This is a genomic window from Geodermatophilus sp. SYSU D00815, assembly GCF_054050035.1.
In genome coordinates this window covers 22,343-36,580 of sequence record NZ_JBJGYO010000002.1, presented here as the reverse complement: position 1 = coordinate 36,580, position 14,238 = coordinate 22,343, and the positions used below count along the sequence as shown (strand labels likewise).

Below are 14,238 nucleotides of genomic sequence, written 5' to 3'. Positions count from 1 at the left end.
GGGGATGCTGCGACGGGGGATCACCCGGGTTCGCGATGAGCTCCTGCTGAGGCGTGACCCGGTCGGGTACGCCCGGCGGATCGGGGTGACCGTCGGAGCGGACTGCCGGTTCCTCGGCGTCGAGCGCGGCACCTTCGGCAGCGAGCCCTACCTGATCACCGTGGGGAACCACGTGACGCTCACCGGCGTCCGCATGGTCACCCACGACGGCGGGGTGTGGGTGCTGCGGGAGAAGTACCCGGACATCGACGTGGTGGGCCGGATCGTCATCGGCGACAACGTGTTCGTCGGCCTGGGAGTGATCGTGCTGCCGGGCGTGACGATCGGCGCGAACTCGATCGTCGCGGCCGGCTCGGTGGTGACCCGCGACGTGCCGCCGGGCTCGGTCGTCGCCGGAACGCCCGCCAAGGTGATCAGGACGGTCGCGGAGTACGAGCAGCGGGTGCTGCCCCGCGCGGTGCACGTCCGTGGCCTCCCGCCGGAGGAGAAGCGCCGCGTCTTCCTCGAGCACACAGAGCCGCGCGGGGAAGGCTCCACCTCCTGAGCGGGACGCGCCCGTTTCCTCCACCGTGACCCCGTCATCCTCGGACGACGGGGTCACGGTCGTTCCGGCCGCGCGAGAGCTGCCTCGTGGTCGGCTGCGCGTCGACGCCGGGGATCGGGAGGCGGGGTCGGATCCCCGCTCGGGAGGTGCGGAATGCCGCGGCTGCTGCACCCCGGAACGCGGAAACAGCCTGAGCCATGCGGTTGGCAGGGGCAACCGCGTCGTCGTCCGCCGCCGAGGTGACACGTCGCTGGGGCGCAGGGCGCCTCGCCGACCGCCCGCTCGGCGCCACGAGGATCGATCTGACCCGCGTGCCGCCGTAGCTGGGCAACTGCGCGGCGCCCTGGGCGACGTACAACAGGTGGCGCGTGCTGCACCGCGTCGCTGGGGTGAAGCGTCGTCCCAGCGACGACGACCGGGGCGGCGCCGGCCGCCGTGCGCGTGCCGGCGGGTCCCGCCGTCCACGCGCGGGCTGCCGCATGGCGACCCTGTGCCGTGATCACATCAACCTTTAGCGCGACGCAGCATTAGGACCGCGCTACGCCCGGCGTGCCCTCGAGGATCACAAAGAAGCAGCGACCTGAACCGCTCCGTCCACAGCACCTTTAGCCGAGCCGCGACGTGTTTCAGAAGCCGCGCCCTCAGGGACAGGTCCGCCGCCTCGGTCCGCCGTCACCGCACAGGAACCCCCGACCGGGAACACCGCAGGACAGAGTAGGTGCCTCTCGCCTGCCGTCCCGTACGACGCCGCCCGGCAAGCCTTCCCGCACGGGGAGGACGACCGGGACACCCTGCCGGCCGGCAGAGCGTCGTCGTCCGCCTGCCGCTCTTTACACGCACGCCACCGTGTCGCAGGAGGTTGCGCATAACGCGAACCGGGCAGACGGCATCTTGATTGCAGTCGACAATCACAATATTCGATCAACGAAATGATGCTCACGACGAACCTGCGGCCCGTAACGTCCAGCCCTTTCTGCACGTCCGAGTCTTTGCTGAAGAACGGCACGCATGCTACCAATATTGGTAGCCCGGACCCTGCTTCGCGGGGTCTGTCGCCATTCCTAGGGGTGACGCGTTGGCCATTGTTGGACGGCGTTGACAAATGCACGGTGGGATGAAGGTCTACGCCGGCTCGCCGGCGGCTGCCCGGGCGTACCTGGAGGCCGATCGGGGACGGGCGGATGACTACTACCTGGCCGAGGGCACCGGCATCGCCCGCCGCTTCACGACCCGCGCCGGTCGGGTGGTGGAGCACCGGCGCGCCGCGGGGGAGGCTGCGTACCGACGAGCGGGCGGTGCGGTTCGTCGAGGTGGTGGTCAACGGCCCGAAGTCCTGGTCGCTGGCCGCCGCGGTGCACCTGGACATCGCCGCCGCCTACGACGCCGCCCAGGACCGCGCCGCCGTCGAGATCATCGGCTGGCTCGCCGGGCACGCGACCACCCGGGTCGGTCCGCGCGGCGGGCAGGTGCAGGTGCCGCTGGGAGTGCTGGAGGCGGTGACGGTGCGGCACTACACCTCCCGCGCCGGCGATCCGCACCGGCATCTGCACCTGCAGCTGGGTGCCCGGGTGTTCGCCGCCGAGCAATGGCGCGGGCTGCACACCGTCGGCATCCGGGACTACCTCGGGGCGATCAATGGGATCGGTCATGCCGCGGTCGCCTGTGACCCGCAGTTCCGGGCCGCGCTGGCCGCCCACGGCTACACGCTCGATGCCACTGGAGAAATACTGGAGCTCGCCGAGTACGTCGGTCCGTTCAGCGCCCGGGCGGCGCAGATCGGGCGCAATCTGGATCGCTACGAACGCGACTGGACCGCCGCGCACCCCGGCGAGTTCCCGGGGCCGGCGCTGCGGCGGGCGTGGGATGCCCGGGCGTGGGCCGACGGCCGCCCCGACAAGGTCACCCCGCGTTCGGGGGCCGACCTCACCGTGCGGTGGCGGGCCGAGCTGGCCGCCCTCGGCTACCGCGATCCCGACCGACCGGTCGAGCTGCGCCCCACCCCGATCGGCGTCCTGGACCGCGACCGCGCGGCCGACCAGATGCTCACCCGGCTGGCCGCCGGCCGCTCGGCCTGGAACGCCGCCGACTTGCGCGGCGAGGCCGAACGGCTGCTCGCCCCAGTAGGCGTCGTCGCCGAGGCAGCGGTGCGCGGCGAGCTGGCCGAGGACCTCACCGCCCGCGCTCTGGCCCGCTGCCTTCCGCTGCTGGACCGCGACGGGGTGCCCGAGCACGTCCGGGCCTGGACTTCTCCGGCGGTGCTCGAGGTCGAGGCCGACCTCGTCGCCCGCCTCGCCGCCCGCGGCACCGACCACGGTGCAGATGCCGGCCTCCCGCTGAACCGGGAGGCCGGCCGGGAGCGGCTGGATGCCGGGCAGGCCGCGGCGGCGGCCGCGCTCGCCGGGAACCGGCCGCTGGTGGTGGTGGAGGGCGCGGCCGGCGCGGGCAAGACCACCACCCTGGCCGCGGCTCGTCGACTGCTGGAGGAACAGGGGCGGCGGCTGGTGGTTGTTACCCCCACGTTGAAGGCGGCCAGGGTCGCCTCCGCCGAGGTCGACGCCACCGCCGGCTCGGCGGCCTGGCTGGCCTTCCAGCACGGCTGGCGCTGGACCGACGACGGCGCCTGGACCAGGTTGGTCCCCGGTGAGGCTGACCCGGCCACCGGCCGGCTCTATGCCGGACCCGAGGAGAACGCGTGGCTGCGGCCGGGGGACATCCTGGTCGTCGACGAGGCCGGCATGTTCGACCAGGACACCGCCCGCGCCCTGCTGGTCGTCGCCGACGAGCACGACGTCCGGGTGGCGCTCCTCGGCGACCGGCGGCAGCTGGCCGCGGTCGGGCGCGGCGGCGTCCTCGACCTCGCCGCTTGCCACGTCGAGCCGACCGCCCACCTGACCCTGGCTGAGGTACACCGGTTCACCGACACCACCGACGGGGTGCCCGTGCCGGACAGCGGCTACGCCGACCTAACCCTGGTCATGCGCGGCGGGAATGACCCGGGTGCGGTGTTCGACGCGCTGGCCGCCCGCGGCCGAATCCGCCTGCACCCCGATCATGCGGCCCTGTCCGAGGCGCTGGCCGCCCTCGCCGCCGAGGACCAACGCCGGGGCGAGCAGACAGCGATCGTGGTGGACACCCGCGAGCAGGCCGCCACGCTCGACGCCGCGATCCGGGAGCAGCTGGTCGCCGACGGCCGGGTCGACGACCGTGCCGTGGTGAAAACCCGGGCGGGGGAGCGGATCGGCGTCGGGGACCGGATCGCCACCCGGCGCAACGACCGAACCCTGGGCGTGGCCAACCGCGACACCTGGACCGTCACCTCCGTCGGGACGGTTGGCGACCTGGTTGTCACCCCGGCCGATGTAGCGCAGGACCATGGCACTCCCGGCCGTGTCACCCGGAGCGGCCCTATTCCGGATGGGGTCGTCCCGCGTGCCGTGGGGGAGCGGGTGCTGCCGGCGGACTACGTCACCGAGCACGTCGAGCTGGCTTACGCCCGCACCGCGCACGGCGTGCAGGGCGACACCGTCCCGACCGCGCACGTGGTCATCGGCGAGCACACCGGCGCGGCGTCTGCCTACGTCGGGATGACCCGCGGCCGCACTGCAAACACCGCCCACCTCGTCGCGGTCGACCTCGCCGACGCGCGTGAGCAATGGATTGCGGTGTTCGCCCGCGACCGCGCCGACCTCGGTCCCGCCCATGCCGCCCAACAGGCCGCCGCCGAGGCCGCCCGCTACGCCAACCCTCGACCGCTGGTCCAGGTGCTCGTCGAGCTGCGCGAGGCGTGGGCGGCGGAGCAGAACTGCCTGGACCGGCTGGCCTTCTGGGAGCCGCAGCGCGACACCCTGCGGCAAGTCGCGGCGCGGGAGGCCGCCCAGGGCGCCGAACTCACCGGGCTCGACACCGACGTCCGGCAGACGGCCCTCGCCGCGGAGCGGGCGACACACCGGGCGGCGGTCAGCGGTGCGGCGATCGCGGCCGAAGCCGGCCGGATCCGCGACAGCCTGCTGACCCTATGGGACGGCGAACGCGCCGCCGCCCGCGCCGCTGCCAGGGTCGTGCTCGCCGGCCCGGGCCGGCTCGGCCTGCGGCTAACCGCGGTCGCCCGCGCCAGCGAGCAGCTCACCAGCTGGGCCGGCCGGTGGCGTCCGCACCTGCCCGACCTGCCCACCGAAGCGACGGGGCTTGCCCAGGTCGCCGGCTGGTTCGACGACCGGCCCGCGCTGTGGAGGACGTTCGACACTGCCGCTGGCCGCGGCGCGGAACGGGACCATCCCGAGCACGCCGGGCTGCGCGCCGCCGCCGACGCCGCCGGGCACGCCCACGATGAGGCGCGGTGGGCGCTGGCCGAGGCCCGGCGCCGGCGTGACGAGCGGCTCGGCCCTTGCGGACCGATCGCCTGGGCACCCGATCCCGAAGCGCGGCTGGCCGATCTCGAGCGCGACATCGCCGCCACCGGACAGCAGCTGAGTGACGCCCGGACGCGCATCACCCGGCTCACCGCCGAGCCGACTCTCCTCGCCCAGCCGGCCGACCGGCTCGCCCGCGAGCACGACGCCTGGCGTGCCCGCCACGACGTCGACCGCCGAGCCGCGCGGACGACGGTCCCCGGGCCGCAGCCGGGACCGACCCGGGCCGTGCGCCCTCCGCGCCCAGAGGACCTGCGTGCCCTCGACCGCCAGCGCAGTCCGGACCGGAGCCTTCCGCGGTGACCGGATGGCGTGCCGTTGCCCGGCTGCCGGCCGGCCGGGGCGAGGGCCGAGGTCCGCCATTCGGCGGTCGGGCGGTCGAGCAGGCCCAGGCCAGCACAAGCTGCAGGCCTACGGGAGAAGAAACTGGAGGTCCGCTGGAGAAGTTGACGATGAGGTGTTACGGAACGGCCCGAGACGGCGCCTTCTACGGGCGTACCCGCCCACGGCACCCGGCCCGCCCAGGAGGCAGCCATGCCTGACCCCACCGCCGATAAGCCAGCCGACCTCCTCACCATCAGTGAGGCCGCGGAGCTGCTGCGCGCTCCCGTGGCCACCCTCCGGTACTGGCGGCACCTCGGCAGCGGCCCGCACAGCTTCCGCCTCGGTCGCCGCGTCCTCTACCGCCGCGACGATCTCCATGCCTGGGTCGACGCTCAGCGCGACGGCAGTGAATCCAGCCGACGGTGATCCACGGGCTGCTCCTCGGTGGCTGCGGGCAGGAGAGGCACTCCTTCCGGGGTGACGCGCTCCGGTCCGAGGAGGCCGGGATCGGCGCCGAGCCGTTCGCGGCGGCGAAGGTGTGCCGGGTCGGATAGCGCCGAACGTCGACGACCTCGCCCAGGATACGGGCGGGCACGAAGATGCCGATGCCGTAGATGCCGGTCAGCGTCGTGCCCGACTGCTGCACCAGCTCGGCGACCTGGCTGCGCAGGCCGGCCAGCTCGGCGTTGATCTCGACCATCCGGTGCAGCCGCCGCCGGGTCACTGAGGCCCGGACGCTGTCGTCGCTGTCCAGCAGCGCCAGGGCCGCCTCCACGTGCGCCGGCTGGGTCAGCCGGGCAGCCTGCGTTGGTAGCCCAGCTCAGATCGGCGTGGATCCGGTGGCCAGCGCCGTGCGCTCGTCGATGAGCTGCTCGCGGTAGTCCATCAGCACTCGCAGTTCCGCCGGCAGCCCGTCCATCGGCCGCGCCGGCGGCAGGAAGGACTCTCGGGCGGTGACCCGGGCGAGGCGACCGCGTCGACCGGGTCGGTCTTGCCCTGCCCGGGTCGGGACTACCGCTCCCGGGAGGTCATCAGTGGGGCACCTCGACCACGCTCGCCCCGGCGGCGACCAGGTGCATGGCGGCGGCCCAGCCGAAGTTCGTGCGGCCCTCGATGCCGACCCGCACGACCGCGCGCTCGGCGACGAGGTCGGCCAGGACGGTGAAGCCGTCGGGTTCGTTGGCGATCTGCCGGACGGTGACCGGACGCCCGGCGGCGTTGATCGCCGCGACCGCGAGCGTGTCCCTGTGGCTGTCGATTCCTGCGGACACCCGGACCCCCACTGTTCGGAAGAACCGCGAGCCGGGCAGAGCGCAGCACCCCAAAGGACCACGCTGGCGTCCCCACGCCTCTCTCGAGCGTCAGCTGCTCGGACTGGAACCGCCGCCGGGAGGCACCCACTCAACGAAGCCTCGACCCGAGAGTCGGGCAGCAAAAGGTAGAGCCTTCCCGACGACGGTGCGGACCCCGTCACTGCCGGGGCGACGCTCATCAAACCTGAGGTGCTAGAGATGTAATCCTTCGCGGTCTTGATCGCAGCCCTTGGTGGCAGTGGCCCTCGATCGCGCGCTGCAGATCGGGACTGATGGTGCCGTCGCGGGTCTTGCTGCCGCCGACGGCTCGGGGAGATGCGGGTGGGTCGGGGGGAGTGTCGAGTGCCATGTCGAGTGCCATGTCGAGTGCCATGTCGAGTGCCATATCGCATCGTCGGCCGCCTGCTCCCGAGGTGCTAGGGCCTTGGGATGAGCGCACTCCTGCGATTAGGCGGTCTGCTGCGTCCAGGTGAAGGCAAGCTCATTCGGCATGGTTGGCCGACCGCCCACAGTCTCTGACCAGTGCAACTCGCTCGACGGCACCTCGGGGGGAGCGAGGGCGGCAGCGAGTGCCAGCGCGCCTTCGGCCGGCCAGGTCGCTTCGGGCGGGATCAATAGTCCCAACCAACCCTGCTCCATGCTGCCGTCGACCTCACAGACGATGTCGACGGTCATCATCGCGGTGCCGGCAGCGCTCAGCGCTACTGACGCGACGAAATCCCGCCGTACTTCGCTACCCGGGTAGGATCGGGCCTCCGAGATCATCTGCGGGGCGATGTCGCGGAGGGCGTCAATCAGCGCCGCCGGGGTTTCGGTGAGGAGGCGCTCGAAGTCCTCCGTGGTCGGCGGGAGCTGCCCGCTGTCGTGAAGACGTTCGAAGTAGTTGTAGACGTCCCGGTAGTCGCCGCTCGCGTGATAAGAATTCCAGGCGAGCAGCCAACACGTCTCAAACTCGGCGTCCCAGAAGGTCACCGCGCGGCCACGCCCCGTGTGCAGGCTTCGGTAGCGACCGAAGGGAGGAAGAGCCTGAATTGGCTCTCCCTCGTCCGGTGCGGCGGACCGCATGCTGACGAACTTCCTGACGACGTCGTGCCGGGTCTCGTACTCCCGCGCGTCGCGGTTCGCAAAAAGCTCAGGGGAGAGCTCCAGGTCCTCCCGGAGGCACCGCTCAGTTACCCGAAGGTGCGGTGCAGGCACTCTCAGGCAGTGCGGAAGCGAGCAGCAGCCTGCTCGGCGCGCTGTCGACGCTGACGACGCTGACGCTCGGTGATCTCAGCAGAGGAGGAGTTCCGAGCCTCGTCAAGCGCGGCAACGATCTGGGCGGAACCCATCTGACGAACCTCTTCGATGATGCGCGAGCCGGAAGAACCGCTGGTAGACGAGACGTACTGGCTCGTAATCACGGTTCTCCCTCCGGACTGGGCGCGGTCAACGCCTAGCCTCATACCTTCTTAGTTAACGGCGGCGCCGTCAACTTGTTCCATCCCAACGACGGGTGAAGTTGCCAGATCGTGGCCGACTACACATGAGGGCCATCGCTAGGCTGGTTACGCCCTTCGGTCCGCGATCGCCTCCGGCGACGTAACCAGCCTAGCGATGGCGTCAAGTCGCGCGCGGACCCCGTTGTTAGGCTCCACCGACGGCATGAAATCTTCGCCTGGGGCGCCGTCGGTGGAGCCTAACAACGGGGTCAACCGGCGTGCCAGGCGCCGCGGCAGGCGAGGAACAGCCAGTCGCGCTCTCGGACACCGGCTCTTCGAGTCAGGTTGCGCACTTGCGCCACCCGCCAGAGCCGGGCGCTGATCGGGTCGTAGACCCACAGCTCCGCGGCGCCGGCGGATGCAGGCTCGTCGGGGAGGCTCCAGGACATCTGCAGGACATCTGCGGCGTCCCCTGCTAAGACCCGCGAACCAAGCCAGCGACGGTCGGCGTCTCGACCTGTGCGCTATCGCTGGCGTCCTCGTTCGCAGCATGGCTGGTCTGCGCGCCCACACCGCGCCCACATACCAACCGTTTCCGGTCGTCCGCGGCCAACAGTGGTCAACGGCATATGCGCAGCTTAAGGTGCCAGTCGGGCCGATTCTCGCTGCTCAGAAGAGCGTCTCCGGGGAGCTTTTAATCCGCGGGTTGTGGGTTCGATCCCCACGGGGCCCACCCGGCGCTGGACCGAGGCCCGTCCCGCGCGTCCCGCGTGCGCCTCTCCTGTCCCGCAGGCGGCGGCCTCGGCACCGGCCGAGGTCGACGTCCCGTGCGCACCGGTGCGGTGACCGGGAGGTGGGATGCCGCGCCCGTGCGCATCGGCGCGGTGACCGGCGCCGCCGCCGGTGACGACCGCCCGTAAAGGACGGTCCCGTTCCGTCCGATACACGGGAGGAGAGCGCCCCGGCCGAGGGCGCGACGGGACGGGAGCAGGCGGGCGATGGGCGACGTGGGTGCTGCCGCGGGGTTCGAGTCGGAGGTCCTGGTCCGGCACGGCTCCCGGCCGCAGCCGGCTCCCGGGATCGCCGCGGCGGTGGCGGCGCGGGCGGCCGACCGGGCCGCGGCCGGCACGCTGACCTGGGACGGCGTCAAGGAGTTCCTGCGCGCGATCGACGGGCTGGTGCCCGTCACCGCCGCCGACGACTGCCGCAGCGCCGCCCAGGGGGTCGTCGATGCCGCCCGGAGCGCCGGCGTGCTCGGCCGCGGCGCGCTCGTCATGCAGGCCAACCTCCACGCCCGCCTGGGCGACGTGGACGACACGGCCCGGATCATGGGCGCCGCCCACCTGCTCGACCCCGAGGGCTTCACCGACACCCACGCCCTCGCGGCGTGGCGGGAGCTGGGCAAGCACGGCGCCGACAAGGCCGCCCGGTTCGTCGACGCCCTGCAGGAGCGCGGGGTCCCGCTCTCCACGTCGGACGTCCTCGGAGCCCTCACCCGGGCGCAGACGCACGACGAGCTCACCGCCGCCATCGAGGAGCTGCACCGCAACGGCGGGCTGCCCGACGTCGTCGCGGCCGGACGCGCGTTCACCGTCCTGCGCAAGGCGCAGGGCCGGTCCGCGCAGCACGTCCTCCAGCTGATCGAGGTCGCCAGGGCCTCCTCGGGCCTGAGCCCGCGCGTGGTCAACGACGCGCTCGTCGTCCTCGCCGAGCTCGGGGCCGCCGACGCGAGCCGCGGGGTGCTCGAGACCGCCGTCGCCGCCGGGCTCCGGCCCACCGCCGAGCACCGGCTCGCCCACGTGCAGGCGCTGGCCAACGGCATGCGCTTCGACGAGGCCCTGACGGCCTACCAGCAGTACCTGGACGACGGCTTCCCCGCCGGCGGCCGGGCGCGCAGGGTCCAGGTGCTCGCTCTCGGCCTCGCCGAGCGCACGTCGACGCTGTCGGAGGCGCTCCTCGACTGGGCCCGGGCCATCCGCGACGGGCAGCTCGACGGCGATCCGCCGGCCAGCACCCTGACCAGCGCTCTCAGCGCCCTCCTCGGCGACGACGTCTCCGTCGCCGTCGACGTCGTCCGGGGCACGGCCGACGTCTTCTCGTACAACGGCACGCACGCGGAGCTCGTGCTGAGGCACGCCGGCCGGTCGCGGTCGCTGCCGGTCCACGCCCGCGCGGTGGCGGCGTTCGCGACCGCCGGCCTCCCGCCGACGCGCGGAACCCTCGACCTGCTGGTCGAGCTCACGGCGGACCAGGAACCGGCCGACGTCGCCGCCGCCCTGGGGCTCGTCGTCGAGGCGCACCCCCGCGGCCTCGGCCGGCTCAGCCCGGTGCTGGTGTCCGCGCAGCTGGCCACCGGGAACGTGGCGGCCGCCGAGCGCACTGCGCGCAGCTCCCGCCGGCGCGCGGCCGTGGAGGCCGTCGTCGAGGCGAAGCTGGCGGCCGGGGACCTCGACGGCGCGCTGTCGGTCAGCCAGGTGCTCGACGACAAGGCCGCGGAGGCCGGCCAGGGAGGCCTCCCGGAGATGCCGCACACGCCGGCCGTGGGCGCCCGGGTCGTCCGCGTGCTGGCGGCCGCCCGCGGCGTCGACGCCGCCGAGAAGTGGCTGCTCCGGTACTCGGTCCGGTCGTGGCCGGAGCAGGTGTGGGAGGCGCTGGCCCCCCGCGGCCCGGGCTGGCGCGGCGCCATCGAGTCGGTCATGCGACGGATGCGCGGCGTCGGGCGGGTGCCGACCGGCGACCTGTGGGCCGACTGGCTCTACTCCTTCCCCCGCCAGAAGCGCGCCGCGCGCGTCGCGAGGGCGCGGGAGCAGATGGCCGCCGACGGGGTCGAGCCGACCGCGAACTTCTACACCGCCGCCATCGTCGGCGCGCTGCTGCCGGACAAGGTCCAGGAGACGACGGGGCGCACCGCGGAGGAGATCGCCTGGGACAACGCGCGCACGGCCCTCCACGCGGGCGAGGACCTGCTCGTCGAGGCGGTCGCCACGCTGGCCGCGCGGCGCAGCCCGCAGGCCGACGACGGGTGGTTCACCCCGGCGCAGCTGCTCGAGATCGCGCGCGCCTACCCGCTGCGCCGTCGCCCCTACGCCCAGCTGGACACCGCGGTCGAGCTGCGGCTCAACCAGGAAACCGAGCCGGCCGAGCAGTTCGCCGCCTTCCTCGGGGCGGTCGCGGCCGCCCATGCCCGGGCCCTGCTCCCCGAGGGCGTCGAGCGGCTGCGCCAGGCGGCCCGGCCGCTGCGGCTGCACCGCGACCCCGAGCTCACCGCTGCCCTCTTCGACGCCTCCGCCGAGCGGCCGGGATCCGCGGTGGAGCTGGTCCGCGCCGAGCTGGCCGCCGGCACCGTGAGCACCGCGACGGCGGCCCAGGCCGCCGGCCGGCTGCTCGCCGCGACGGGCGACGTGCGACCCGTGGTCGACGTCCTGGACGCGGTGGGGGACGCAGCGCTCGACCCCGACCTCGCCGACGAGTTCGTGAGCGCCGCGGTGCTCGCCTCCAGCGCCACGGGCGAGCACGCGCTGGCGCGGGAGCTCGGCGCGGCCGCGGAGGCGCGGCACGTGCCGCTGACGCCGGCCGCGCAGGCCGGGCTGCTGTCCACGCACCGCCCCGAGGAGGTCGCGGTGGCCGAGCAGGGACCGGTCTGGACGACCGCGCAGCTCGCCGCCTACAACTCCCTGCTGGAGCACGAGCTCGCCAACCACCTGCGGGCGACCACCGAGGACGTCGAGCTCCTCGGCGACGTCGCCGCGAGCCTGGGAGCGGCTGCCGACGACGTGGCGCCGGGCCTCACCCGCGACCTCGACGCCCTGCGGGACATCGTGCGGTCCCTGCGCCGCACCCGGGCGCTGCAGCAGCGGAGCCTCGCCAAGATCGCCGCCGCCGCGGACCTGGAGCGCGCGTCCGCGGGCACCGTGCTGGTGCTCTCCGCCATCGAGTCGGTCGCCGAGCAGCTCGGCAGCGAGGCGGCCACGCACGGGACGGACATCCGTGTCCTGGACCGGGAGGCCTGCGGCCGCATGGCCGTCCGCGGCCACGCCACGCTGCTGCAGTTCGCCCTGCACAACCTGGTGTCCAACGCCATCAAGGCGCACGCCCGGCGCGACGACGGCGAGCAGCGGACGGTCGACGTGCTGGCGACGTTCACCGAGTCGGACCGCGACGACCTCGCCGTCGCGCCCTACGGCTGGGTGGTGCTGTCGGTCCGCGACCGCGGCGACGGCGTCCCCGAGGACCTGCCCGACAACGTCGCGAACTGGTCCATCCCCGGGCAGCCGGGGCAGGGCGCGGGCATCGGCCTGCGCGTCACCGAGAACATGATCCGCCAGTCCGGCGGTCAGCTGTGGATCGACCCATCGGTCGCCGACGGCAGTCGCTTCTGCTTCCGCCTGCCCTCGGCCGCGCGACGTGACGCGCGGGCCGCCCACCGGAGCAGTCGAGAGGAAGAGATCCGTGCCTGAGCACCTGCCCGTGGTCGTCGTCGACGACAAGCACGAGCTGCTGGACGCCGTGCGCCGGCGCCTGGAGTACCGCGGGTGGGAGGTCACCACCTACGACGACATCGACGAGGCCGCCCGCCGGCTCGTCGACCGCACCGACCCCTACGTGCTGATCCTCGACCACGACTTCGACCGCCCCGACGGGCGCACCGGCATGGACCTGAGCAAGCTGCTGCGGGCCGCCCACCCCTGGGGCGTGGCGCTGCCGATCAGCTACTACAGCGGGCGCATCGGCGGGGAGGAGTTCCTCGCCGCCCTGCGGGAGGACCCGATGGCCGTCCCGAGCTCGTACACCCACAAGAGCAGCGACGTGTCGGTCGTCGAGCTGGTGGAGCTGGCCGAGGCGACCTTCTTCCGGCACCGGGCGACGTACGAGCAGCAGGCGCTGCGCCGCGCCGTGCTCGACCTGGACACCGCGCTCCCCGTCGACGACCACCTCGACGGCGACCCCCGCGCCGACGTCGTGCCGACCGCCGGGGAGGAGCGGTGACCTCCTCGCTCCTGGAGTCCTCGCCGTCCCGGCGCAAGGCGGTGCTGGACACGTGCGCCGTCTTCGAGGACCAGACCTGGCGGGAGGAGATGAAGGAGCGCGTCCAGGCCTGGCTGGGCGACGACGGCCTCGCCGTGCTGCCCGGGCGCGTGATCACCGAGATCGCACGGGTCGCGGCGGACATGATGCTGTGGGGCGCGGACGAGGCGACCCAGGCCCAGCAGCGCGCGACCTACGCCCTGAGGAACCCGGCCGACCTGGTGGGCCTGGACCGGGCACGGGCTCGACGCGCCGTGCTCACCCGGACCGACATCGACGCGCTGTGCCGGGACAACGCCGACCTCGACCTCGTCCACGAGGTGCGCAAGGACGAGCGGTGGGTGTGCGTGCCGGGCGACGCGGACTTCGAGATCGCGCACACCGTGCGGGTGCTCACCGCCGCCGCCCACGAGGCCGTGCTGGTGACCCGGGACCGCGACCTCCGGTCGGCCGCCGATCGGCTGGGCATCGCCCTCCTCGGCCGGCGCTGCCCGCCGGCCAGGGAGGCGGCCGACGCGCCGGCGGGGGGCGATCCGCTCCCGCAGCCGGGGTCCGGCCGCACGGTGCACCTGCTCGGCCTCAACGCCGTCGTGGAGCTGCTCGGCGGCGGCCTGCCGCGACTCGGCGCGGACGGCGACACCGCCGTGGTGCTCTCGTCGACCCTCGTCCGGGCCGCCCAGCGGGCGGCGCTGGCGGTCCCGCGGGACGGCGACGGCCGTCCGGTCGAGCGGGAGCTGGGCGAGGTGCAGCGGCGGCTGCGCCAGCTGCTCACGACCGGCCAGGTCGCACGCGAGCAGGCCCGGGTGCACGTGTGGGCGACGCCGTGGGAGGTGTACCGCCTGGCCGCCGAGCGGATCATCGACCCGCGCTTCGCCTGGGACGGCGTCAACCACGGCGCGCTGGACATGCACACCCTGCTCGTGCTGTCCGCCGCGCAGGTCCTCGGCGACGACGGGCACCGGGTGGCCCTGGTCGACAGCACGCGGCGCGAGGGCGAGGCGTTCGTCTTCTCCGGCGCCCGCGCGTGGCGCTCGGCCGGCGCGCTGCGCGACCTCGCCGGGCTCGTCCGGCACCCGTCCGGATCGACCTCCCTCCGGGACGAGTACCTGCCCTCGCAGGACGGCGAGCTCGACCTGGCCGCCCTGCTGGCCAAGTACGGCCGCAGCTGATCGACGGGGCGCCTCGGCCCGGACGGGAAGGAC

9 protein-coding genes and 2 pseudogenes are annotated in these 14,238 nt (G+C 73.6%); 6 read left to right on the top strand and 5 right to left on the bottom strand.

What is annotated here, in order from left to right:
• The first annotated feature begins 85 nt into the window (after window positions 1–85).
• The 3 genes and pseudogenes from ACI78S_RS02765 (at window position 86) to ACI78S_RS02755 (ending at window position 5,703) form a co-directional block, all read left to right on the top strand.
• Window positions 86–544, top strand: coding sequence for an acyltransferase (locus ACI78S_RS02765; RefSeq protein WP_456970675.1), 459 nt, complete (start codon window positions 86–88; stop codon window positions 542–544).
• 1,114 nt (window positions 545–1,658) lie between these two features.
• Window positions 1,659–5,256, top strand: a pseudogene (locus ACI78S_RS02760) (relaxase domain-containing protein).
• A 231-nt stretch (window positions 5,257–5,487) separates the two neighbouring features.
• Entirely contained in the window at window positions 5,488–5,703 is a 216-nt protein-coding gene (locus ACI78S_RS02755; protein ID WP_456970674.1) for a helix-turn-helix domain-containing protein, read from the top strand.
• Between the two features lie 64 nt (window positions 5,704–5,767).
• Here ACI78S_RS02755 and ACI78S_RS02750 read toward each other — a convergent pair.
• The 5 genes and pseudogenes from ACI78S_RS02750 to ACI78S_RS02730 all read right to left on the bottom strand — a co-directional run.
• A pseudogene (locus ACI78S_RS02750) lies at window positions 5,768–5,977 on the bottom strand (transposase); the annotation flags it as partial.
• 331 nt (window positions 5,978–6,308) lie between these two features.
• Window positions 6,309–6,548: a hypothetical protein gene (locus ACI78S_RS02745; RefSeq protein WP_456970673.1), complete on the bottom strand. Its 240-nt coding sequence runs from the start codon at window positions 6,546–6,548 to the stop codon at window positions 6,309–6,311.
• Window positions 6,549–7,037: 489 nt separating this feature from the next.
• Window positions 7,038–7,562 (bottom strand): hypothetical protein, encoded by a 525-nt coding sequence (locus ACI78S_RS02740; protein ID WP_456970672.1) that lies wholly within the window; start codon window positions 7,560–7,562, stop codon window positions 7,038–7,040.
• 227 nt (window positions 7,563–7,789) lie between these two features.
• Window positions 7,790–7,993, bottom strand: a complete 204-nt coding sequence (locus ACI78S_RS02735) for a hypothetical protein (protein WP_456970671.1) — start codon at window positions 7,991–7,993, stop codon at window positions 7,790–7,792.
• 287 nt (window positions 7,994–8,280) lie between these two features.
• Window positions 8,281–8,460, bottom strand: coding sequence for a hypothetical protein (locus tag ACI78S_RS02730; protein WP_456970670.1), 180 nt, complete (start codon window positions 8,458–8,460; stop codon window positions 8,281–8,283).
• Between the two features lie 549 nt (window positions 8,461–9,009).
• Here ACI78S_RS02730 and ACI78S_RS02725 point away from each other — a divergent pair.
• From ACI78S_RS02725 to ACI78S_RS02715, 3 genes are read left to right on the top strand one after another with little or no spacing between them, the layout of a single operon-like run.
• The gene (locus tag ACI78S_RS02725; RefSeq protein ID WP_456970669.1) at window positions 9,010–12,468 is read left to right on the top strand and encodes a sensor histidine kinase; all 3,459 of its coding nucleotides are present in this window, start codon (window positions 9,010–9,012) and stop codon (window positions 12,466–12,468) included.
• The gene (locus tag ACI78S_RS02720; RefSeq protein ID WP_456970668.1) at window positions 12,461–12,997 is read left to right on the top strand and encodes a hypothetical protein; all 537 of its coding nucleotides are present in this window, start codon (window positions 12,461–12,463) and stop codon (window positions 12,995–12,997) included. The genes ACI78S_RS02725 and ACI78S_RS02720 overlap by 8 nt, the downstream gene beginning before the upstream one ends.
• Window positions 12,994–14,205 (top strand): hypothetical protein, encoded by a 1,212-nt coding sequence (locus tag ACI78S_RS02715; RefSeq protein ID WP_456970667.1) that lies wholly within the window; start codon window positions 12,994–12,996, stop codon window positions 14,203–14,205. Before ACI78S_RS02720 ends, ACI78S_RS02715 begins: the two co-directional genes overlap by 4 nt.
• The last annotated feature ends 33 nt before the right edge of the window (window positions 14,206–14,238 follow it).

Bases quoted from the DNA above. Each gene is read 5' to 3' on its own strand.
- ACI78S_RS02755 (WP_456970674.1), top strand. From the start codon at position 5,488: ATGCCTGACCCCACCGCCGATAAGCCAGCCGACCTCCTCACCATCAGT.
- ACI78S_RS02730 (WP_456970670.1), bottom strand. From the start codon at position 8,460: ATGTCCTGGAGCCTCCCCGACGAGCCTGCATCCGCCGGCGCCGCGGAG.
- ACI78S_RS02725 (WP_456970669.1), top strand. From the start codon at position 9,010: ATGGGCGACGTGGGTGCTGCCGCGGGGTTCGAGTCGGAGGTCCTGGTC.